The 22276-nt window shown below is 46.5% G+C and carries 12 protein-coding genes and 1 riboswitch; of the genes, 8 read left to right on the top strand and 4 right to left on the bottom strand.

Annotated features, from left to right (window positions below):
- Positions 1-73: riboswitch (TPP riboswitch) on the top strand. This riboswitch is flagged as partial in the annotation.
- 150 nt (positions 74-223) lie between these two features.
- The 4 genes from HUJ19_RS08550 to HUJ19_RS08565 all read left to right on the top strand — a co-directional run bounded on the left by HUJ19_RS08550 (position 224) and on the right by HUJ19_RS08565 (position 4333).
- Positions 224-2416: a TonB-dependent receptor gene (locus HUJ19_RS08550; protein WP_290623425.1), complete on the top strand. Its 2193-nt coding sequence runs from the start codon at positions 224-226 to the stop codon at positions 2414-2416.
- Between the two features lie 19 nt (positions 2417-2435).
- On the top strand, positions 2436-2684 hold the full coding sequence (locus HUJ19_RS08555; RefSeq protein ID WP_290623427.1) for a thiamine-binding protein: 249 nt from the start codon (positions 2436-2438) through the stop codon (positions 2682-2684).
- 220 nt (positions 2685-2904) lie between these two features.
- Positions 2905-3513 carry a nicotinamide riboside transporter PnuC gene (gene pnuC, locus HUJ19_RS08560; protein WP_290623428.1) on the top strand — a complete coding sequence of 203 codons (609 nt, stop codon included), beginning with the start codon at positions 2905-2907 and terminating at the stop codon, positions 3511-3513.
- Complete coding sequence (locus HUJ19_RS08565) at positions 3494-4333, top strand: phosphotransferase (RefSeq protein WP_290623430.1); 840 nt, start codon at positions 3494-3496, stop codon at positions 4331-4333. The genes pnuC and HUJ19_RS08565 overlap by 20 nt, the downstream gene beginning before the upstream one ends.
- Before the next feature lie 177 nt (positions 4334-4510).
- On the opposite strand, the gene HUJ19_RS08570 is transcribed toward HUJ19_RS08565, so the two are convergent.
- Complete coding sequence (locus tag HUJ19_RS08570) at positions 4511-5818, bottom strand: amidohydrolase (RefSeq protein ID WP_290623432.1); 1308 nt, start codon at positions 5816-5818, stop codon at positions 4511-4513.
- Positions 5819-6391: 573 nt separating this feature from the next.
- Positions 6392-8812, bottom strand: a complete 2421-nt coding sequence (locus HUJ19_RS08575; protein ID WP_290623434.1) for an acyl-CoA dehydrogenase — start codon at positions 8810-8812, stop codon at positions 6392-6394.
- Positions 8813-9015: 203 nt separating this feature from the next.
- Between HUJ19_RS08575 and HUJ19_RS08580 the strand changes: the two genes are divergently transcribed.
- Positions 9016-9852 (top strand): hypothetical protein, encoded by an 837-nt coding sequence (locus HUJ19_RS08580; RefSeq protein WP_290623436.1) that lies wholly within the window; start codon positions 9016-9018, stop codon positions 9850-9852.
- 127 nt (positions 9853-9979) lie between these two features.
- Positions 9980-13891, top strand: coding sequence for an ATP-dependent RNA helicase HrpA (hrpA, locus tag HUJ19_RS08585; protein ID WP_290623438.1), 3912 nt, complete (start codon positions 9980-9982; stop codon positions 13889-13891).
- A 23-nt stretch (positions 13892-13914) separates the two neighbouring features.
- On the opposite strand, the gene HUJ19_RS08590 is transcribed toward hrpA, so the two are convergent.
- A complete protein-coding gene (locus HUJ19_RS08590; protein ID WP_290623440.1) occupies positions 13915-15189 on the bottom strand; it encodes a diguanylate cyclase in 1275 nt (424 codons plus the stop codon).
- A gap of 705 nt (positions 15190-15894) precedes the next feature.
- Here HUJ19_RS08590 and HUJ19_RS08595 point away from each other — a divergent pair.
- A complete protein-coding gene (locus tag HUJ19_RS08595; RefSeq protein ID WP_290623442.1) occupies positions 15895-17712 on the top strand; it encodes a collagen-like protein in 1818 nt (605 codons plus the stop codon).
- A gap of 96 nt (positions 17713-17808) precedes the next feature.
- Here HUJ19_RS08595 and cysZ read toward each other — a convergent pair whose 3' ends face one another.
- Positions 17809-18612 carry a sulfate transporter CysZ gene (gene cysZ / locus HUJ19_RS08600; protein WP_290623444.1) on the bottom strand — a complete coding sequence of 268 codons (804 nt, stop codon included), beginning with the start codon at positions 18610-18612 and terminating at the stop codon, positions 17809-17811.
- 157 nt (positions 18613-18769) lie between these two features.
- On the opposite strand from cysZ, the gene smc reads away from it, so the two are divergent.
- Entirely contained in the window at positions 18770-22267 is a 3498-nt protein-coding gene (gene smc / locus HUJ19_RS08605) for a chromosome segregation protein SMC (protein WP_290623446.1), read from the top strand.
- Positions 22268-22276 lie beyond the last annotated feature (9 nt).

Here is a 22276-nt window from a genome sequence, read left to right on the forward strand (position 1 = left end):
TGATTGCTTGAGCGCCAGACCCTTAGAACCTGATCCGGGTTATGCCGGCGTAGGGACAGGGAGTTCAGAAAATGTTTTTTTTTGGGAATCTGGCTTTTCTCTTTCTCAGTTTTAAGCCGTTCATTGACAGGGATTGAGTCAGTTTAGCTTAACCGCAATTTTCTGTCTTTTCTGTTGTTACTCCGCATACCCCCTAAAATATTGTGCTATGTGGAGTTGTCTTTTGATACACGCTATTCGTTCTTTTAAACCTCTTCTTTTGACCAGCTTGCTGGCGATGTCGTTTGCTGCGCTTGCTGATGAGCAGGCGGATGATGAACTCTTGGATGATGAGATTGAAACTCTTATCGTTACCGCTGAGCATCTGACTGAGAGTCCTTTGACCCTGCCGTCGAGTGTGACTGTGATCGGTAGTGAGACTGCGCGTAAGAACAATGCTCATCATGTGTCGGATATTTTCAATTTAGCGCCAAACGTTAACTTCGCAACTGGGGCATCGCGTGGTCGATTTATTCAAATCCGTGGAGTAGGCGAGCGGAGTGAGTTTGTTGAGCCGGTTAATTACTCAGTCGGTGTGATTGTTGATGGCATCGATATGACTGGTATTGCAGGTGGCGCCTTGATGCTTGATACGCAGCAGGTGGAGATCCTTCGTGGGCCGCAGGGTACGCTGTATGGTGCGAATGCTTTGGCGGGTTTGGTCAATATGGTGTCTGCCGCTCCTGAAGCCGATCTATTGAAAGTTTCAGGTTCCTTTGAGTCTTATAACGGTCGTAGTGCTTCTTTGATTAGCAGCGATCAGCTATCTGATGCCTGGGGTTATCGTTTCGCGGTGGGGCAATACCGTAGCGATGGCTATACCGACAATATTTTCCTTGGCCGTGATGATACCCAGAATTTTGACGAGTCGAGTATGAAGGCGCGTCTGGTCTATCAGCCAGATGATAGCTTTTCATTAACTTCGAATCTGATTCTGGTTGATGTCGATAATGGTTATGATGCTTTTAGTCTTGATAACACGCGCCAGACGTATTCTGATGAGCCGGGTCATGATCGCCAGGAAACGATTGGTGCTTCCTTTATCGCTGAGTGGGCCTGGGATTCGACCAAGTTGCAAAGCACCTTGTCTTTTGCCGATAGCGAACTGGATTACGCTTATGACGAAGATTGGAGCCACACCGGGATTTGTGACGGCACGCCGTGCGATAGCGATGGCTGGGGTTTTGACTGGTGGTATTCGTCTTTTGATCGCTTCTTGAGAGAGAACCGTAATCTGAGCCTGGACGTTAAATTGATTGGTGGGCAGGGCAGCCAAGATGAGTTATCCAATCAGTGGGTTGTCGGCGCTTATTTTCGTGACCAGTCAGTGGATCTGTTGCGTGAATATACTTTCAATCCTGTTGATTTCACTAATCAGTATGATACGAGCAACGCAGCGCTTTATGGTCAGCTGGATATCCCATTAAATAGCAACTGGACGGTGGCAACCGGTGCACGTTTCGAGCGTCAGACTGCTGATTATATTGATAACCAGCCATTTGTGGATGATCGTTCTGAAAATTTCTGGGGCGGTAAGGTTTCGCTTGAGTATCAGGCCAGCGAACAGGCGATGCTGTATGCTTTATTGTCGCGTGGGTATAAAGCAGGAGGCTTTAATACTGCACAGGAATTACCGGATTCGCAGCGTGAATATGACTCAGAATACATGCTCAATCATGAGCTAGGCATAAAAGGTCTTTGGCCTGATGCTGGATTAACTTTGCAGGCATCTGTGTTCTATCAAAACCGTGATGATATTCAGTCCAAACAATCTTATGTGACCTCGCAGGCTGATGGTCGAACGTTACAGGAAGGCGGCGAGTGCCCCTGTAATTTCACCGATTACAACATTAATGCCGGTGGTGCAAAAAGCTATGGTGCAGAAGTCGAGTGGAATTGGCGTTCGCTGGATTGGGCGCATTTTTATGGTTCGGTGGGCATATTAAAAACCGAGTTTGAAAATCTGCAAAGCTTTACGCATGTGTTGGCAGACCTAACTGCCAATCCACCAGTGCCTTATGACCTGACCGGTCGCGAACTGGCTCATTCGCCTGAGCTGCAATGGGTGGCTGGCGCGGATTTTTATTTGAACGACTATTGGTCGTTGAATGTGCAGACTGAATTTAAAGATGAGTTCTACTTGTCGGATCGTCATCAGGTCAGAGCCGATGATTATCAGTTGTGGCATGTGGCGTTGACCTATGAAGACGCCAATTGGCTGGTTGAGTTTTATGGTCGTAATCTGACCGATAAAACCATTGTTAATCGTGGTTTTGGCAGCTTCGGTAATGACCCGCGTAAGTTCTACGAAACTGAGCCTTATTTCCAATATGGCACGCCAAGAATCGTTGGCATTCGCGCTGCTTATCAATTTTAAAGTTAGAAAGGAGTTTGTGATGAAGATTTCTGTTGAATTAAGTTTGTATCCGCTGGACGATCAGTTTCTGCCGATTATTCAGGATATTGTTGAGCGTCTGATGGGCGACAAGCGAGTAGAGGTCATCGTTAATACCATGAGTACGCAGATTTTTGGTGACTTCGAATCGGTTATGGCGGTGGTTAACGAAACCATTGAGTACTCGTTTAAGACTTATGGCAAGCAGGTGTTTGTGGCCAAGTTTTTGAACAGCGACGTTAAGCCTTGAGGGAGCTCCGCGAATTTAAGGTACGCATCTGCGTTTGTTTTTCTGTGAAAAAAAATTAAGAGCAGATCCTGACTTTCGTCAGGATGACAGGCTTTGAGGTGATTGCCCTCCTGTAGGTTGGAAAAGACTCGGAACGAGCCGCCTTCCAACATTGGAGCGGGCGACCGCAGGTCGCCCCTACAAGCCTCGTTAAAAAATTAAAGAATAAATAAGGAAGCTGATGAGCGACTTTTTAGAAACTTTCGGCCAGCAGGTGGCTGCCACATCCGTCTGGGAGTGGCTGGCAGTTACCCTTGCTATTGCCTATGTTTTATTGGCAATTAAAGAAAACATCTGGTGCTGGGTTGCAGCATTTTTCAGCACGGCGATTTACACTGTGTTGTTCTTTGACGTTAATCTGTTCATGGAATCGCTGCTGAATATTTATTATTTGCTGATGGCGGTCTACGGCTTCTATCAGTGGCGATTCACTGGGAAGAAGGGCAACGACAAACCGATCAGTCGCTGGTCAATCAGGACGCATCTGATATGGATTGTAGGTTTGTCGGTGATTGTGGCTATTAGTGGCTATTTGCTCGATAACTACACGACACAGGATTTTGCATACGTGGATTCCTTTACCACCTGGTTTGCAGTGTTTACAACCTATCTATTGGCGCAGAAAGTTCTAGAGAATTGGCTGTATTGGGTTGTGATTGATTTCGTATCGGTGTTTTTGTATTGGGAAAAAGGCTTATTGATTACGGCGATTCTTTTTGCTGGTTATACGGTGATGGCGATTATCGGTTGGCTGGAGTGGAAGAAACATTATGAGCATTCAGCAACCTAATTGGTGGCGCTATTCAGCAAATAGCTGGCAACAGCTGGTGGAGCTGTTGATGCAGTTACAGCCGACCAGCATTGCTCACTCTGCCAATCAGGTCAACTGGCAGCTGCTTTGCCAGGGCGACACTAATGCGAACTATAAACTGTGCCTGCCGCACCAGGATTATTTTGTACAGTTAGCGGATCAGGCAAAAGTCAATCAACTGCCAGGTGGTCACTACGGCTCACAGACGCGTTTGGTCAGTGAAAACCCGGCACTTTCAAAGTGGCTTCCAAAGTGTCTGTTGGATAATGAGGATATAAGAGTTTCAGTCTGGCTTTATGCAGGCCCGACGGTCAGTCAGCATTTCAATAACCCTGATCTTATTGTTGAGCTGAGCTACTTACTAAGTGAACTGCATCATTCGGAATTGTCATTGCCAGAGTTAAATATGAATAAGCATCTTGCGCGATATTATGAAATCGCAAGAGCCAATAAAAATGCTGACACTCTGCGTGTCGATGTTTTGTATGAACAGGGACAGAAGCTAGTCGATTATTTTGAAGCGACCCACAGTTGCCACAATGATATTTCACCTGGCAATTTGCTGACGGGGCATCAGCTGTTTTTGGTGGACTGGGAGTACGCGGCTTTAAGTGATCCACTGTTTGAGCTGGCGGGAATCATCTGTAACTTTGACCTTAATGAACTTCAGGAGAGTGAGCTGATTGAAGTGTATCAAACACAGTCAAAGCTAATGGTTGATTTGGATAAACTGGATGCTATGAAAAGCTTGTATAGGATTATTGGTGAGCTTTGGTATATGGGGAATGAGAAGAGCTAAGAACAGATCCAAGAGCAGATCCTGAACTGTGACCAAAGGGAATACCTTTAGGTAATTCAGGATCTGCTCTTTTGCTTTCATTCTACTGAAGAAGAGGGTTCATTACCCAACCTACAGAAATTACAGAAACAAAAAAGGTGCGTTTGGACGCACCTTTTTTAATTAAAAGACTAACTATTAATGTGCGTCTTGATGCTTGTTCAAGTAATCAAGCGCCAGTTGAGATAATGCTTTAACACCAGTTTTCATTCCGGCTTCATCAACGTAGAAATCTGCGGTGTGATGAGGTGCAACTTCACTAAGTGGTTTATCTACAGGCTTACCACCAAGGAAGAAGAACATACCTGGAACTTCGTTAGCGAAGATTGAAAAGTCTTCAGCCCCAGTGACTGGGTTAACAATGTGGATTTTGTCTTTGCCGATGACGTTTTCAAGGGTTGGCATCATTGCTGCGGTAAGGCCGGGATCGTTATAAGTTACCGGCAATGAGCTGGAGTATGGCAGTTCAACCACTGCGGTGGCGCCCATGCTTTTTGCAATTAACTCTGCTTTATCACGAACTTGCTTGGCGATATTTTTTCGGTCAGCCTCATCTAGCGCACGAATGGTGCCGAGCATTTCCACTTCTTCAGGAATGATGTTGGAGCGTACACCGCCGTGAATTGCGCCAACGCTGACAACCGATGCTTGCTGTGTAAGTGGCATACTGCGGCTTACGATGGTTTGCAGGCTGTTTACGATCTGCGCCGCAGTGACTACTGGGTCGACCGATAGCCAAGGCGTTGAGCCGTGAGCTCCTTTGCCTTTGATGGTGATTTTAAAATCATCCACGCTGGCCATCAGGCCTTCAGATTTTATGCCAATTTCACCGACATTAATTCCAGCCCAGATGTGCAGGCCGAAAATCACATCTACATCAGGATCTTTTAGTGCGTCTTGTTTCACCATTAATTCAGCGCCACCTTCTTCACCCGGAGGCGAGCCTTCTTCGGCAGGCTGGAACAGGAATTTTACGGTACCGGGAATCTCGTCTTTCATGCTGGTTAGAATTTCAGCAACGCCCATCAGCATGGCGACGTGGGTATCGTGGCCACAAGCATGCATGACGGGAACTTCTTTACCCATGTATTCGCCAATGGCGGTAGATTTAAAGGGCAGGTCATTGCGTTCTTTAATGGGCAGGGCGTCCATGTCGGCGCGTAATGCGACCACTGGGCCAGGTTTGCCGCCTTTTAAAATGGCTACAATACCTGTGTGAGCTACGCCTGTCTGGATCTCAAGGCCGAGTTCACGTAAATGCTGCTCAATGTATTTGCTGGTTTCGAACTCGCGGTTGCTGAGCTCTGGATTCTGGTGGAGATGACGACGCCATTCGATAACCTTTGGTTCGATTGCATCGGCCTTTTCGGCGATAATCTGTTGGGCATCCTGCGCGTGTAGAGATAACGAAAATCCTGCTAATAAAAGACTGACAATAAACTTCATATAGGGGCCCTCAAAATTTAAGCGCATCCAGTTTGGCCTTTTTTAGGGTTTAATGCAAATGTGAGTTGCAATGACTTTCTTCGAGTAGGGACAACTTATGAGTACCCAGTGGGGCAGACCCTTGTCCGTACAAGAGCGTGGGGTAGGGGCAAGCCCTGAGGTATCCCCATACAATAAAGTCATTAATTCAGAATCTCATCGAATGAAGTGCTCAGGGTGCTCCCAAATATCAATTAATAGCACGTCATTGCGAACGACTGAAAGGAGTGACCGCGGTGCGACTGAAAGGAGTGTGGCAATCTGGTAATACCGAATGCCTTTAGTCCTGTTCACGAGATTGCACCCGAGGGCATTTCCGTTGGTCACCACGTCATTCGGTCAATAAAACGACCTCATGACTCGCAATGACAAGGCTGGTGCTTAACTTAAGTTTGAACTTAAATTCGAGGGGGGCCGTTATTGGCTCGCCACTACCTAAGATAATTACTTATTCCCAGGATATTGATGTACAAAAAAAGGCGTCCGATTGGACGCCTTTCGAGGGGTGTTGCTAGGGGTGTATCTTGAACATGGTTAAACTTTCTCGTGCACCATTTCTTCTGGTGCAAAGTCGTCGACGTTGATGATGTCGAGGCGCGCTTTTTCGGCTTCGATAATCAGGTCGTATTCTTCACTGGTGATCACAGCGTCGTTTTTCGCCTGTTCTGCGTAAATAACCACTTCATGGTTTTCAGGTTTCACACCAAAGCTGGTTGCTACCTTTTTCACCAGTGGCTCAATTTCAAGTTGCAGACGTAGGGCGCGGTCAACTTTGGCGGCGTTATTAAACTCCGCATCTGTTTTGAACATGCCATGAGTCAGCTCTTCGCGCATCGGGCCTGGTTCCTGCAACTGACGGGCAACTCTGCGCTGCAATTTGTCGGATGGGGCTGAGACTGGCATGCCTAATGGGAAGACCACTAGACGCAATGCTTTGCCTAACCAACCAATTGGGAAGTTGCGCAGCACGCCATCGGCTGCCATCTGGGTCTGATACATGCAGTAATCCAGTGACCATTTAACGATGTCGCGGTCATGCTCAGGGCGACCTTTGTCGTCATAAAATTTAAGTACGGACGATGCGATATACATATAGCTCAACATATCGCCTAAACGACCCGAAATCATTTCGCGACGTTTTAGCTCGCCACCAAGTACGCCCATGGTCACGTCAGACAAGAAAGCCAATGTGCTGGAGAAGCGTGTCAGGTGCTGATAGTAGCGGCCGGTAAAGTCTGACTTTGGTTTGAAGACCAGACGGCTGCTGGTAAGGCCTAACCAGAAAGTACGGATCTTGTTACTGGCTGCAAAACCGAGGTGACCAAACAATGCCTTATCAAAGTCTTTAACAGCCTGTTTTGTATCTGGATTTTGGGTTGCAGCAATTTCTTTCAGTACATAAGGATGGCAGCGAATTGAGCCTTGACCATAAATGATTAGGCTTCGCGTCAAAATGTTGGCACCTTCAACGGTAATTGAAATTGGAGCGCTCTGATAGGCTTTTGCCATGTAGTTTTTCGGTCCCATGATAATTGCCTTACCGCCATGCACGTCCATGCCGTCTGTGGCTATTTCGCGTGACATGTTAGTGGTATGGCATTTCACAATCGCTGAGGCAACCGATGGTTTTTCACCGGCATCGATGCCAGCGGCTGTAAAAGTGCGCACCGCATCAATGAGGTAGGTTTTACCGGCAATGCGTGCCAGTGCTTCCATCACGCCTTCCATGTAACCGACTGGAACTTTGAATTGCTTACGGATGCGAGCATAAGCGCCTGTGGTGTAAGAAACGGCTTTAGAACCACCAGTAGCACCTGATGGTAACGAAATTGCACGACCTGCTGACAAACAGTCAACCAGCATGCGCCAGCCAATACCAGCATTTTTTGCGCCACCGATAATATAGTCCAGCGGTACGAATACATCTTTACCGGTTGTTGGACCATTTTGAAACGGAGTGCTGATAGGGTGATGGCGACGGCCGAAATTTACTCCGGGGGTGTCAGTTGGAATCAGGGCACAGGTGATGCCTAAATCTTCTTCGTCACCGAGTAAGCCATCAGGGTCATAAAGCTTAAAGGCAAGGCCGAGCAGGGTGGCAACGGGTGCAAGCGTGATGTAACGCTTGTTCCAGGTCAGGCGCATACCTAATACTTCTTCGCCATTCCATTCACCTTTACAGATGATACCTTTATCCGGAATACCGCCTGCATCTGAGCCAGCTTCAACAGCTGTTAGCGCAAAGCAGGGAACTTCTTCACCGGAAGCAAGGCGTGGCAGGTAGTGTTTCTTTTGCTCTTCGGTGCCGTAATGAAGCAATAGTTCAGCAGGGCCAAGCGAGTTTGGCACTGACACGATACTGCCGACAGTGGCACTGCAAGAGTTGATTTTGGTTAGAACTTGCGACTGGGCGTAGGATGAAAAACCCAAACCGCCGTATTCTTTAGGGATGATAAAGCTGAAGAAGCCGTTCTTTTTGATGTATTCCCACATTTTGGGCGGCATATCGCGGTCATATTCCGAGATAGTCCAGTCATCAATCATTTTGCACAGTTCTTCAACCGGGCCATCAAGATAGGCTTGCTCTTCCTCGGTCAGCTTTGCTGGCGGTACGTCATGCAGACGTTTCCAGTTAGGTTTACCACCGAAAACTTCCGCTTCCCACCAGACAGTACCGGCATCCAGCGCTTCTTGCTCAGTGTCGGAAATGGTTGGCATGATGCCTTTGAATACTTTTAACAACTTGCCGGAAATGATTTTACGGACAGGCTTAAGATTCAGAGGGATAAAAATGGCCAGGAATATAACCCAGTGGACGTAGGGTATGGAAACCTGAAGGCTGTACAGCACCAGAATAGCGCCGAGTGTTAGAGTCGTTACCAGCAGGCTCAATCGATGGTATAGCGTAATACCGAGAGCTGCCAATAGAACGAGCGTTAGGATAAGCAAATTCATGGAATAACCTACCTTTTGGACGTTTGTGTTTCGATACCGGTGTCGATATCGATAAGTGAGCAATTTATCAGCCTAGAATAACACATCGTACCAGTTTTGCTAGAGTGATTTTTTGTTTCAAAGTTTGTAACTGCTTGAACTCAAAGAGCGGTTGTAACAAGATAGGCGTGAACAAAATATAAAGATAAAGCGAGGAGCGGGAAATGAAGCGTTTAGCTGTAGCTATTATTCACGGCATTGGTTCTGAGAAGGAATTTTTCTCTGTTGAGCTAAAACACCGAATTGTTCAGGAATACCTCAAGGGTGATCCTGAGAATCGTATGGAAGACGACCTATTATTCCATGAAATCTACTGGGGTGACCTGGTTAAAGACGAGCATGGCGAGCTACTCAAGCAGCTGGATTATCGTAATGAACTGACTTATCAGGGCGTTCGTAATATGTTCGTAGACTTTATGCGCCTTGGCCTAAGCTATCGAAAAGGTAGCGAGAGCGGTTTATATGAAGCCATTCATGGTCGAATCAAAGAAAGTCTAGCCAAGTTTGCTACCCATCGTCATGTGGATACGGATTCGACGCCAATGGTCTTAATGGCTCATTCGTTTGGTTCAGTGATAATGTCTGATTATATCCATGACTTGGCTGGTAATGGAGCCAACCTGACTCCTTTTGAAAGCTTTCAGACTCTAGCGGGTATCATAACTTTTGCCAGTCCACTCGGCGTTTACTCTGCCCATCATGATGATTTCCATGGCCCAATGCCAAAAGTAGGTAAGGCGTTGGAAGAAGGGCTGCAAGATCGTGTCAAGTGGCTCAACTTCTATGATAAAGATGATGTGGTGGCTTATCCGCTTAAAAATGTCAGCGAAGATTACAATCAGGCAGTTGATGAAGATATTGAGATCAATGTGGGCAGTGCGGCGACTTCCTGGAATCCTGCCTGTCATACCGGCTACTGGGAAGACAAAGATTTCTACAAGCCAGTGGCAAAATATCTTGGTGACGTTCGCGCACCGCACGAGTTCTGGAAATTGTCATAGTCTTTAATTTAAGCGACAATACAGCAATCGTATTACAAGCTCCTGTCAGTAACCGGTAAAAATCGGTCATTGGCAGGAGCCTGTTTGTTTAAGCCATGATTGTTTTTTTGAGCCTTTATTGTCGTTTATGTCCAAACAAGCCACCGAGCCGAATAAGAAAAACACCGATATCCTGAACCTTCCTTCTGAGCAGTTAACTCAGTGTCAGCTTATGGATCAGTTTGAACTGGCTAAGCTGAAATCCATCATCACAAAGCGCCAAAAGAACAATCAGCCTGTTAGTAAGCTCATCGCAAAAGCACAAAAGATTCTGAATGATTCTATTGATGTGGTGGAGCAGCGTAAAAAACTGATCCCATCAGATATTGAGTTTGATTTGGCCCTGCCGGTTTGTCAGGCTAGAGACGATGTGCGTAAAGCAATTGAAGAGAATCAGGTGGTTGTCATTGCTGGCGAAACCGGTTCGGGTAAAACCACGCAGCTGCCTAAAATCTGTTTGCAGCTTGGTTTAGGGGTTTATGGCAAGATTGGTCATACGCAACCGAGGCGAGTAGCGGCTACCAGTGTCGCACGCAGGATTGCCGAAGAGCTTAAATCTGAGCTTGGCGAGCTTGTCGGCTATAGCATTCGCTTTAATGATCAGTCTAACCCTGTGACGCCAGTGCGCGTCATGACAGATGGTATTCTGCTTAATGAAATCACTCATGATCCCTTGCTGCGTCAATACGACACCTTGATCATTGATGAGGCTCATGAACGCAGTCTAAACATTGACTTCTTGTTGGGTTACATTAAAAACATTCTTCCTAAGCGCCCTGATCTTAAAGTCATCATTACTTCTGCAACCATTGATGTTGAGCGTTTTTCTAAGCACTTTGCGATTGATGGCAAACCTGCGCCCATTCTTGAAATTAGCGGAAGAACCTATCCGGTTGATGTCTGGTATCGCCCTGATGATGAAGAGAATCCAAGCCCGCAAGTTGAACGCATTGGTCATGCGGTCGATGAGCTTATCAGCTATGCACCGGGCGACATCCTGATCTTCTTGTCCGGTGAGGCCGAAATTCGCGAAACGGCTAAGTTTCTACGCAAAGAGCGCTTTCAAGGCTGTGAAGTGTTGCCGCTCTATGCGCGGCTATCGATGCGCGAACAGGAAAAGATATTCCATCCTTCCGGTGGCAAGCGACGCATTATTCTTTCGACCAATGTAGCTGAAACCTCGGTAACGGTTCCGGGCATTCGTTTTGTGATTGATCCCGGTTTTGCACGAATCAGTCGTTATTCGGTACGCAATAAAATTCAGCGCTTGCCGATTGAGAAAATTTCGCAGGCCAGCGCTAACCAGCGGAAAGGACGTTGCGGTCGTGTCGCTGATGGTGTCTGTATTCGTTTGTATGAAGAGGAAGATTTTTTAAATCGTCCTGAGTTTACTGACGCAGAAATTCTGCGCACTAATCTCGCTGCAGTTATTTTACAGATGAAACAGTTGGGGCTGGGCGATATTGAGGCCTTTCCGTTTATTGACGAGCCTGCGCCAAAGCAAATTAGTGATGGGTTGAATTTATTGTCTGAGTTGCAGGCAGTGGATGATAGCAAGCAACTGACAGCGATTGGCCGCAAGATGGCGCGCCTGCCGATTGAGCCGCGATTGGCTCGTATTTTGCTCGCAGCAGAAGACGAATCCTGTATTCGTGAAGCCTTGATTCTGGCAGCATTCTTGTCGGTTAAAGATCCCAGGGAGTGGCCTTTTGAGAAAAGAGAGCTGGCGCAGCAGAAACATGCCAAGTACAAACACCCACAATCGGACTTTATTGCGATTATCAATTTGTGGGATCACCTGCATAAACAGCAGGAAGATTTATCGAACAGCCAATTCCGTCGCTACTGTCAGGAAGAGTTGATTAATTTCAATGCGTACCGTGAATGGCGCAGTACATATCGCCAATTAAAGAGTTTAGTCAAGTCCGAATATCATCAGACACAAGAGCAGTCACAGCCAATTAATCCGGAAGACAAGGTCTATTACGCCAAGCTTCATTCGATTTTGTTGACCGGTTTGCTGAGCTTTATCGGGCAAAAGGATATTGAGAAGGGGTATTTAGGCACGCGCCAGACCCGCTTCATGATTCATCCGCAGTCTGCAAACTTTAAAAAGCAGCCGCCATGGGTGATGGCTTTTGAGATTGTGGAAACTACGCAGAACTATGCGCGCTTAACAGCCATGATTGAAACGCCATGGATTGAGACCATCGGCAAGCATTTAATCAAGAGTCATTATTATGATGCTCACTGGGAGAAAAAGCGCGGCGCAGTAGTAGCTTCATTGCAGCAAACTCTACTGGGTTTAAAGATTGTTTCTAATCGAACGGTGGATTACTCCTCGATTGAGCCTGAGCTGTGTCGGGAATTGTTTATTTTGCATGGACTGGTTCGCAGGGAACTGGAGCCAAGACATTCCTTTCAGCAAGCCAATGAGCAACTGTGGTTGGAGGTTGAACAGGAAGTGGCTAAAGCCAGACAGGCAGATATGCGTGCTGATGAGCGTGATCTGGTTGCCTGGTTTGATAAACGCTTGCCTGAACATATCTGCAATGCCAAGCAGCTTAATCAATGGCTCAAGAAAAATAGCAAGCAGAATAACCAGCAGTTAACTTTGAATAAAGATGTTTTATTCAAGGCAGAAGAGCAGGATGCCAACCTTTACCCTGAAACCATTAAGGTCAAGTCAATTGAGCTTCCTTTGTCTTATCATTTTGAGCCCGGTCATCCGCAGGATGGTGTAACCGTTAAAATTCCGCAGTCTCTCAGTCAGCAGTTTAAGGACTCTGACTTTGAGCGCCTGGTTCCGGGATTACTGGAAGAAAAAATTGAGTTCATGTTGCGCTCTTTGCCAAAGCGTTTCCGAAAAAACTTTGTACCGATTCCGCAGTTTGCCCAGGCCTGTTACGAGCAGGTTCTCGAACAACAGGGCAACCTGATTGATATTATCACTAAGCACCTATTTAAAATGACCGGCGTAATTCTGCCTAAAGAGGCATGGCAAGAACTGAGTTTGCCAGAGCATTATTTAATGCGCTTCGAGATTGTGGATGATAAAGGCAAGGTGCTCACAAGCAGCAGAACTCTTGAGCAGTCACAGGAGCTGAAACAAGTTAAGGTTAAAACTAAACAAAGCCAGAAGAAGAAAGAGCAGATCTTTACCGGCTGGCCTGAGTCTTACCAGAAAGATGGGATGTTAGAAGAGGCTGGCACAAAGATTCCGGTCACCTATGCCTTAGAAGACGGTGGCGACAAGGTGCGTATTCTGGCCGTAGTTAATCAGCGTCAGGCAGAAAATGTTCATGTGCGAGGCGTTTGCCGATTATTAGCATTGGAAAAAGCCTCATTGCTCGGCTACTTGAAAAAGAAGTATCACAACAAACAAAAGTTGACACTATCGGTGAGCACTCTGGGCAGTGTCGATGAATTAATTGATGATACAGCAATGGCCTGCTTAAGAGCATTGGTTGAACGGAATACTCCTTATGATAAGCGTCAGTATGACGCTCTGGTTCAGAAATCCGAAAAAGAATTAGTGCCAGCAACAACCGAGCTGCTTGATGACTTGGTGCAGGTTCTACAATTGCGTGCCAGCGTCTTGGCTGATGCTAAAAGCATGGGAAAAACCTTGGCCTCCACTCGTAAAGATATCATCAGTCAATGTGATTACTTGTTCCAGCCAGGTTTTTGTTTCAGGTTTGGTGCAGAAAGGATAAAAGATTTTAAGCGTTATTTATCGGCCATCGAGAAGCGCATTGAACGAGCTAAACTAAATCCTCTCAAAGAGGCTGAATCATTGATAGTGATTTCTGACTGGGTCGATGTGCGTAAGAGTCTTGCTGAAGATAAGGCCATTCCAGCTTTTGAAGTGGATGAGTTTAACTGGATGTTGGAGGAGTTCAGAATATCCTTATTTGCTCAGGGTCAAAAGACACGTTTCCCCATCTCAGCTAAGCGCCTGCAAAAGCATCTTGACGATCTGGAGAAAACCTATTACTAGGCTAAATAAACAGCTTCTGTTGATCAGGATTTGCCTGGTTCTTCAGGGGTGATGACCACTTTGTTGCGGCCGGTTTCCTTTGCTTCATACAGGCATTTGTCAGCAATTTCGATCATGCTGTCCAGCACATGATGGTGGTTGATATTGACCCCTATGCTGACAGTAACCTTAACTTCCAGGCCATCAATATCAATTACGGTGCCTTCAATTCTCTTCAGTAGTTTGTCGAAGAAAATTTCCGAGTTCTCGCGGTTAATACCAACCATATACATACAGAATTCTTCGCCACCAAAGCGGGCAACAACGTCAGACTTACGAACGGAGGCTTGAAGAATTTCTGCGACTTTGGTTAGAACAGCATCACCGACCTGATGGCCATAGGTGTCATTGACCTGTTTAAAGTGATCAATATCCACTAAAGCACAGGCAACCGGGGTTGAGTGTCGCACCGCTGAGTTGTGCATAACTTCAACCAGTTCGTAGAAGTGACGACGATTGTTAAGACCTGTCAGATAATCTTTGGTTGCAGCCGTGGTCAGTTTTTCATACTCGATAACACGACTGGTGTTCACGGCAACCCGCAGATAGAACTCTTCCGCGAGGAAAGATTGCTTAATGATAAAGTCATCGGCACCGTATTTCAGGAAGTTAGCAGACATGAGAACGTCATCGCGTGCCGACATACCAATAATCGCCAGTTCCTGCTTATTGTACAGTCGCCGAATGTTCTTGGTCAGATCATAGCCGTTCATGGCTGGCATATCGTAATCGGTAATTACCATCTTGATATCGCGATGCTGCTTGAGGTGCTCAATCAACACTAATGGGTCATTAAACTGCAATGTCTGGTATTTATGAACGCTGAGCAGGGTGCTCATGATACGAAGGCTGGTCTTTGAGTCATCGGCTAAGGCAATCTTAATGCTGGGGTTGATTTGCAGCCGTTGCAGCGTTTCGATGATGTACTCGGTAACATAGTTGTCACTCTTGATGACATAGTCAACGATTCGGAACTTCCAGATAAAATTACGAATTTCAGCAGTAATATCGCTAATCAGAACAATGGTAGGAATACGCTTTTTCGCCATTAACTGAACAATTTCGCCATCGGGAGCATCCGGCAAACGAAAATCTACCAGGCAGGCATCAATCTGTTCGATATCAAGGACATCCAATAAAGCTTCCGCACTAGCATAGGTACCAACAGACATCACCTGATAATCCAGGCTTTCTGTAATCTTCTTTTCTATTAATGCGCAGAAAAATTTACTGTCGTCTACAACGAGTATGCTTTTCAAAGTGTTAGTATCTTTTTTCCAGTAGGGAGATTGTATAGGAGCTTGTGATTAAATGCACAGGCTCATATTCGCTTCTTCCGTCAAGACTGAAGTCCATCCGCTTCATTTTTAAAGAAATCCTTAGTCCACATAAGCACTGTAAAAGGTTTTTTGTTGTGGGTTAAAAACAAAATGTAAAATTTGCTGGGGTATTTCTCAAAATATGAGCTGATTCACTGTATTGATATTCGACAGATTAGAAGCATCCTGGACTTTGGCAACTTATAACCATCGGTATAGTTTGAAACGAGCCCTAAACTTACCGCTCTTCAAAATAACTCTTAATTACAACCACTTAATGCAAATCTGCATTACTTTTTCTTCAATTTAAACAATTTAGAGTTTCAGTTTACCTGGTTGCAGGCTGCTGTAAAAAGTTATTGATAGCAGTCAAAATTTTTAACAAAAAAACCTGAACAATCCGGTTTATGTGTATCGGATCTGGACATTCGACAAGTTTATTCAAGCCAAATATATTGCACTCCGGAGTCCTAAATATGTAACACCGCCTAACAATTTCAAGTACGTCAATTCTTGATATTCAAGACGCTTTACTAACTTTGGGTTCACAGAGATCTTAAAACTGCATATTGGTTGGCTGTTGCTGATCAATATGTCGGTTTTGGGAGATTATTAAACAATGGATGTTCAATGGAGGGAAAATTCATGAACACTAATCTTAAGGCACTGGGTATACCCTTAGTGGGTCTAGGTTTACTGGTGTCAGCTCAACTAAGCTTTGCAGCGCCGAAAATTCATGAGGTGCAACCTTATCCCTATGAGTCACCGACAAACTTGGTGATTTGGGGTTCTGGCTTTGATGACCCAGAAGTCTATTTCGGAACACACCCCAACCCTTTGGTGATCAGTGCCGATCAGTCAGCTTGTGACGCCATGGCATTCAACCCAGCGCCACCACTTGATCCAACTGATTTCCAATGTATGGTGGTCGACTTGCCCTATGTTAACAATGGTTCGCCCGCAGTACCTTCCGGTGATTACCTATTGAAGATAGTGGTTGAAGGCGGTATCGATGTTTGTGGTGAAAAACCATCAGCACTGACTTTCAATTATGTTCCAACCGACTGTAGTGGCCTTAACGCTCAGGGAGCAATATGTTCTGGTGATATGACCGGTGCTTTGGGAGCGACTTCTATCAGTACATCAGGAAGAGATGCTGATAAGTGGAGTTTCCCTTCCATGATCTACCCTGGTGAGGATGTCACGTTTACTGCTGCAAGTGGCACTAAGGGTAACACTTGGGGTAATGAACTTAATCTGGACTTTAGTGAAAATGGGTTGAGTCAGTCAATTGGCTTACATACATCTTGCTCGCAGCCATTATTTATTGGTGACGTATTTGGTAGCTTTGTACTGGTTGACTTTGTTGGAGAAGCTGGCGGTCCAAGTCAGCAAATTGACTTATATGATCTGACTCTTGGCGGAGTTGGTCCACAAGGCCCTCAAGGTGAGAAAGGCGATACCGGTGACACCGGCCCAGCAGGCCCACAAGGTGACACTGGCCCAGCAGGCCCACAAGGTGACACTGGCCCAGCAGGTCCTCAAGGTGACACTGGCCCAGCAGGTCCTCAAGGTGAAACTGGCCCAGCAGGCCCACAAGGTGACACCGGCCCAGCAGGTCCTCAAGGTGACACCGGCCCAGCAGGTCCTCAAGGTGACACCGGCCCAGCAGGCCCACAAGGTGAAACTGGCCCAGCAGGCCCACAAGGTGAAACTGGCCCAGCAGGTCCTCAAGGTGAAACTGGTGCCACAGGTCCACAAGGTCCAAAAGGTGACACTGGTGATACCGGCCCAGCAGGCCCTCAAGGTCCGAAAGGCGACACCGGCGATACTGGTGCCACAGGCCCACAAGGTCCAAAAGGTGACACCGGTGATACTGGAGCTACAGGCCCAATGGGTCCGCAAGGTCCTCAGGGTGATACTGGTGCTACCGGCCCTCAAGGTCCATCAGGTCCAATGGGTCCGCAGGGACCACAAGGTCCACAGGGTGAGAAAGGTGACACGGGCGATACAGGTGCCACAGGCCCAATGGGTCCACAAGGTCCTCAGGGTGAACAAGGCCCTGCTGGTGGTGGTTCAAACTTGCTTTGCTTTGCGACAGACCAAACGATTGGATCGCAAGGTAAATACATGGGTCTTGGACAGCAAGGTGGTTCGCATCAGGAAGTTGCAGTAATCACACCTTTTGAAGCTGGAGCCTTTATTAAACGTTTTGTGATTAAAGCAGCGCAAGGTAATAACCCTGTCAGTGGTGTAGCAACCATTTACCATGATGATGGCCCATTAGGTACTTGTGATTTAGTTGCCAATGATCCTGATGATGTGAAATCTGTCTGTTCTGGAATAACAAATGGTGTTTTAGGCGAGTTTGATAGCTTAAGCGTGTTTGTTAAAACAGATAATGGTAGTTTCAATGGCGCCACGGCTTGTTTATTAATAGAAACTGAGCCTCAAGCGCAATAACTGGGAAGGAGAGTAGAACGGGTTCTTAACCCCCAAGTGGCAATCTCCTTGCCACTTAACCCACAAACGCGCCACATCATGTGGCGCGTTTTTTTATCAGCTTCTGTTTGCAAGAGCTGAGCTGCCCAACATATCCTGGCGATAATGTTCATACCACATCTTGGTCGCACCGCAGACCGCGGCAGGCATGACCAATAAATTAATAAAGGGAATCATGGTCATCAACATGACCATGGCACCGAAGCCAAAAGTACCGCCACGTCTTTGCTGTAAAGCTTTTAGCATTTCTGGAAAGGGCACCTTGTGGTTGTCCATTGGGTAGTCAACGTATTGCACTGACATCATCCAGGCATTGAATATAAACCAGATGATAGGAAAGATGAGTGCGCCAAGAAGCGGAACAAAAAAGATCAGCAGGCAAAGCAGTGCTCTGGGGATGTAGTATTTAAGCTTGGTCCACTCACGTCCGAACAGTCTCGGAATATCTTTGACCAGAGCCCAGAAGCCCTGATCCGGCAGTACCTTTTCTTCGTAACCAGCGTCAGCGTGCAGCTTGTTTTCAACCGCTTCGGCCAGTAGCCCGTTGAATGGGGCCGCAATCCAGTTCGCGAGCATTGCAAAGAAGAAGAAAACGAACAAAATTCCACCCAGAATGACTACCGGCCACATCAGCCAGGCAAGAGCTGTTCCCAGCCATTCCCAGGCGCCCCAGTTGGCAATCGTCTGCTCAATCCATTGCGACCAGGATGAAACCTGAGATATCAATAAAATCAATGCAGTAGTGAGCAAAATTAAATTAATCACTAAAGGAATTAAGACATACCGCTTGATGCCTTTTTGCGTTAACATGCGGAATCCGTCGGCTAGATAGTGCGCACCATGAAATGTGTTTTGTGCCATGTCGATTTTTTTACTTTTACTGTGTGCTTATTGGATTAAAATAATTTACACTTAAACGCTTTAGATTATAACCCTGCAAATGTAACAGGGCCTTTCTGATAAATGATAATGACGCTCAGGAAACTGGGTGATTGACTAAAAAATAGACGAATAATAGATGCGATTAAAACAAATTAAACTAGCAGGTTTTAAATCATTCGTAGATCCAACCACGGTATCCTTACCAAGTAACCTGACCGCGATTGTCGGACCTAATGGTTGTGGTAAATCAAACCTTATTGACGCGGTGCGTTGGGTAATGGGGGAGTCATCAGCGAAAAACCTACGTGGCGATGCGATGACAGACGTTATTTTCAATGGCTCTACGGGACGTAAACCGGTTGGCCAGGCCAGTATTGAACTGGTATTTGATAACTCTGACGGAACGGTGCAGGGCGAGTTCGCCAACTACAACGAAATTTCCGTTAAGCGTATGGTTAACCGTGAAGCTCAATCGAGCTATTTCTTAAACGGTACTCGCTGTCGTCGTAAAGATATTACCGATATTTTCCTCGGTACAGGTCTTGGCCCACGCAGCTATGCGATTATTGAGCAGGGTATGATCTCGCGCCTCATCGAGTCCAAGCCGCATGAGTTGCGGATTTTCCTCGAAGAAGCCGCCGGTATTTCAAAATACAAAGAACGTCGTAAAGAAACCGAAAACCGAATTCGTCATACTCGTGACAATCTGGATCGTTTAACAGACTTGCGCGAAGAGCTCGGCAAGCAACTGTCTCACCTCAAGCGTCAGGCCACTTCTGCCGAGCGTTACAAAGAATATAAAGCGGAAGAGCGCGAACTGAAAGCCCAGTTGGCGGCTATTCGCTGGCAGACCTTCAACAGCAAAATCGAAGCTTTGGATGACGCCATCCAAAAAATGGAAACCGAAGTTGAAGCGAAAATTGCTGATCAGCGTCATGCCGACAGCGAAATCGAAAAATCACGCGAACTACATATTGAACTGACTGATGCGCATAGTGAAGTGCAAGGTCGCTTCTATGGTATTGGTGCTGATATTGCACGCCTTGAACAAGCCATTGAGCATGCCCGTCAACAAAAGTCACAGCTGCTAGAAGACAAGGCGCAGGTACAAAGCTCACTGGATAAATTACGTGAACAGCTGCGTTTCGATGAGTCTAAACTTGAAGAGTTAATGACTGAGCTGTTGCAATCTGAGCCAGATTTGGAGTTGAAAACAGAGCAGGTTGAAGAGCAACAACAACAACTACAGGACATGGAAGAAGATATGCGCCTGTGGCAGCAGGACTGGGATGCCTTTAACCAGCAGGCTCACGCCAATGCGCAGAAAACGGAAGTCGAAAAAACGCGTATTCAACATCTTGAATCACATATTGCCCGCTATACCAAACGCCTTGAAGATATCCGTGCTGAGATTAATCAGCAGGAGTCCAGCCCCATGGAAAACGATCTGGTTGAAATTGCCAAGGAACTAAGCCTTGCCGAAGAACAGTCAGAGCGCCTGGAAGAAGAGGTTTCCAACGCGGTTGAACAAATCAACCAGCTTCGTCAGCAGCAACGTGAACACAATCAGAAACTGGAAGCTTCTCGTAAAGAGTTACGCGGCCTTGAGTCCCGTAAGATTTCTTTAGAAGCTTTACAGAGCGCTGCATTGGGCGGGCAAAGCGAAGAGTCAGTTAACTGGCTGAAGCAGCAAGGGTTGGATAACAAATCTCGTCTGGCGCAAAACATCTCAGTCGACTCCGGTTGGGAGCTGGCAGCTGAAACCGTTTTGGGTGAGCATCTTGAAGCGGTTGTAGTCAATGACAGCCACGAGTTTGCCAATTCATTGACCGAGCTTGCCAGCGGCAAGTTGATTCTGGTTTCTGATAATCCTACTGCCGGTAATTACCCCAATACGTTACACAGCAAAATCAAAGGTGCTGATGCACTGGCTGGCCAGTTAAGTAAAGTTAAAGTAGCTGAGTCATTAGAGCAGGCCATGAGTATCCGTGGTCAGCTTGCAGATGATGAGTCCGTAATTACGCAAGATGGTTTATGGCTCGGTAAAAGCTGGTTGCGAGTATCTAAGCAGTCAGAGCAGGGTGCAGGTATTCTTGAGCGCGAAGCAGAGCTTAATGAGCTGGCAGGAAAAATTGAACAGCAGGAAGCTGTTTTGGAAGAGTTTGAGCAAACCAAAGAGCGCTTGTCCGAACAACTTTCAGAGCAAGAACAACTGTGGCAATCCAAGCAATCCCAGTTAGCTCAGGCCAGCCGAACTTACAGTGAGCTGCGAGCCAAAGTCGGTTCGCAACAGGCTAAGTTGGAACAGGCGAAAAATCGTCTGGAACGTTTGCAGAAAGAGCAGCGCGATGTCATGCAGCAACTTCAGGATGATGAAGAGTTGTTAGCGAAAAGTCGCCAGCAGATTGAACTGATGGTTGATAGCATGGCCGAAGATAACGAGCGCCGTGAAAAGATGACTGCCGAGCGCGAAGAAAAGCGTGCGCAACTTGAAGCCAAGCGTCAGCAGGCGCGTCAGGTTAAGGATGAGCAACACCAGTTAGCGATTCGTGTCAGTGCGGTTAAAGCCGAAGTTAATTCAACTCGCGCTGGTTTTGAGCGGGTTAACTCTCAGATCGGCGAGCTGACTTCGCGTAAAGTTGAGTTGGAAAACCGTTTAAGCTCTGAGCAGGATCCAACTGAAGATTACCAAATTGAACTCGAGCAAGCTTTAGAGAAACGCTTGCTGGTTGAAGAAGAGCTTAAACAGGCTCGTAATAAATTGTCCGAGATTGATGACAAGATGCGCAAACTGGAGCGTCAACGTCATGAGTCCGAGCAGCAGGCACAGGGCGTTCGTTCGCGTCTGGAAAAATTACGTATGGACTGGCAGGAAGCTAAAACTCGCCAGAACACTCAGTCAGAAATACTGGCTGATGCCAAAGCGGATGTTGAAACCATTCTTGAACAATTACCTGAAGAAGCCAATGAGCAGCAGTGGATCAATCAGATTGAAGAAGTAACCGGCAGAATTCAGCGTCTGGGTGCGATCAATCTGGCAGCTATAGAAGAATTCAAAGCGGCAGAAGAACGAAAAACCTATCTTGATGCACAGCATGAAGACCTGGTTGAAGCTCTTGAGACACTGGAAAGTGCCATTCGTAAGATTGATCATGAAACAAGAACTCGTTTTAAAGAAACATTTGATAAAGTGAATAAAGGGGTTCAGGAGTTATTCCCTAAAGTTTTCGGTGGCGGTCATGCTTACTTGGAGCTTACTGGCGAAAATCTGCTTGATACAGGTGTTGCTGTTATGGCGCGCCCGCCGGGCAAACGTAACTCAACCATTCACTTATTATCTGGCGGTGAGAAAGCACTGACAGCGATTTCATTGGTGTTCTCGATTTTCCGCCTGAATCCAGCGCCTTTCTGTATGCTGGATGAGGTTGATGCTCCGCTCGATGACGCTAACGTGGGTCGTTATGCTAATCTGGTCAAAGAAATGAGTGATCAGGTGCAGTTTATTGCTATTACCCACAATAAAATTGCAATGGAAATGGCACACAACCTGTTAGGTGTTACTATGAGTGAGCCGGGCGTTTCTCGCGTGGTTTCGGTAGACGTAGACGAAGCAGCTGCATTAGCCGCTTCATAACAAATAATA

This window comes from Kangiella sp., assembly GCF_014762745.1.
Lineage (GTDB): Bacteria > Pseudomonadota > Gammaproteobacteria > Enterobacterales > Kangiellaceae > Kangiella.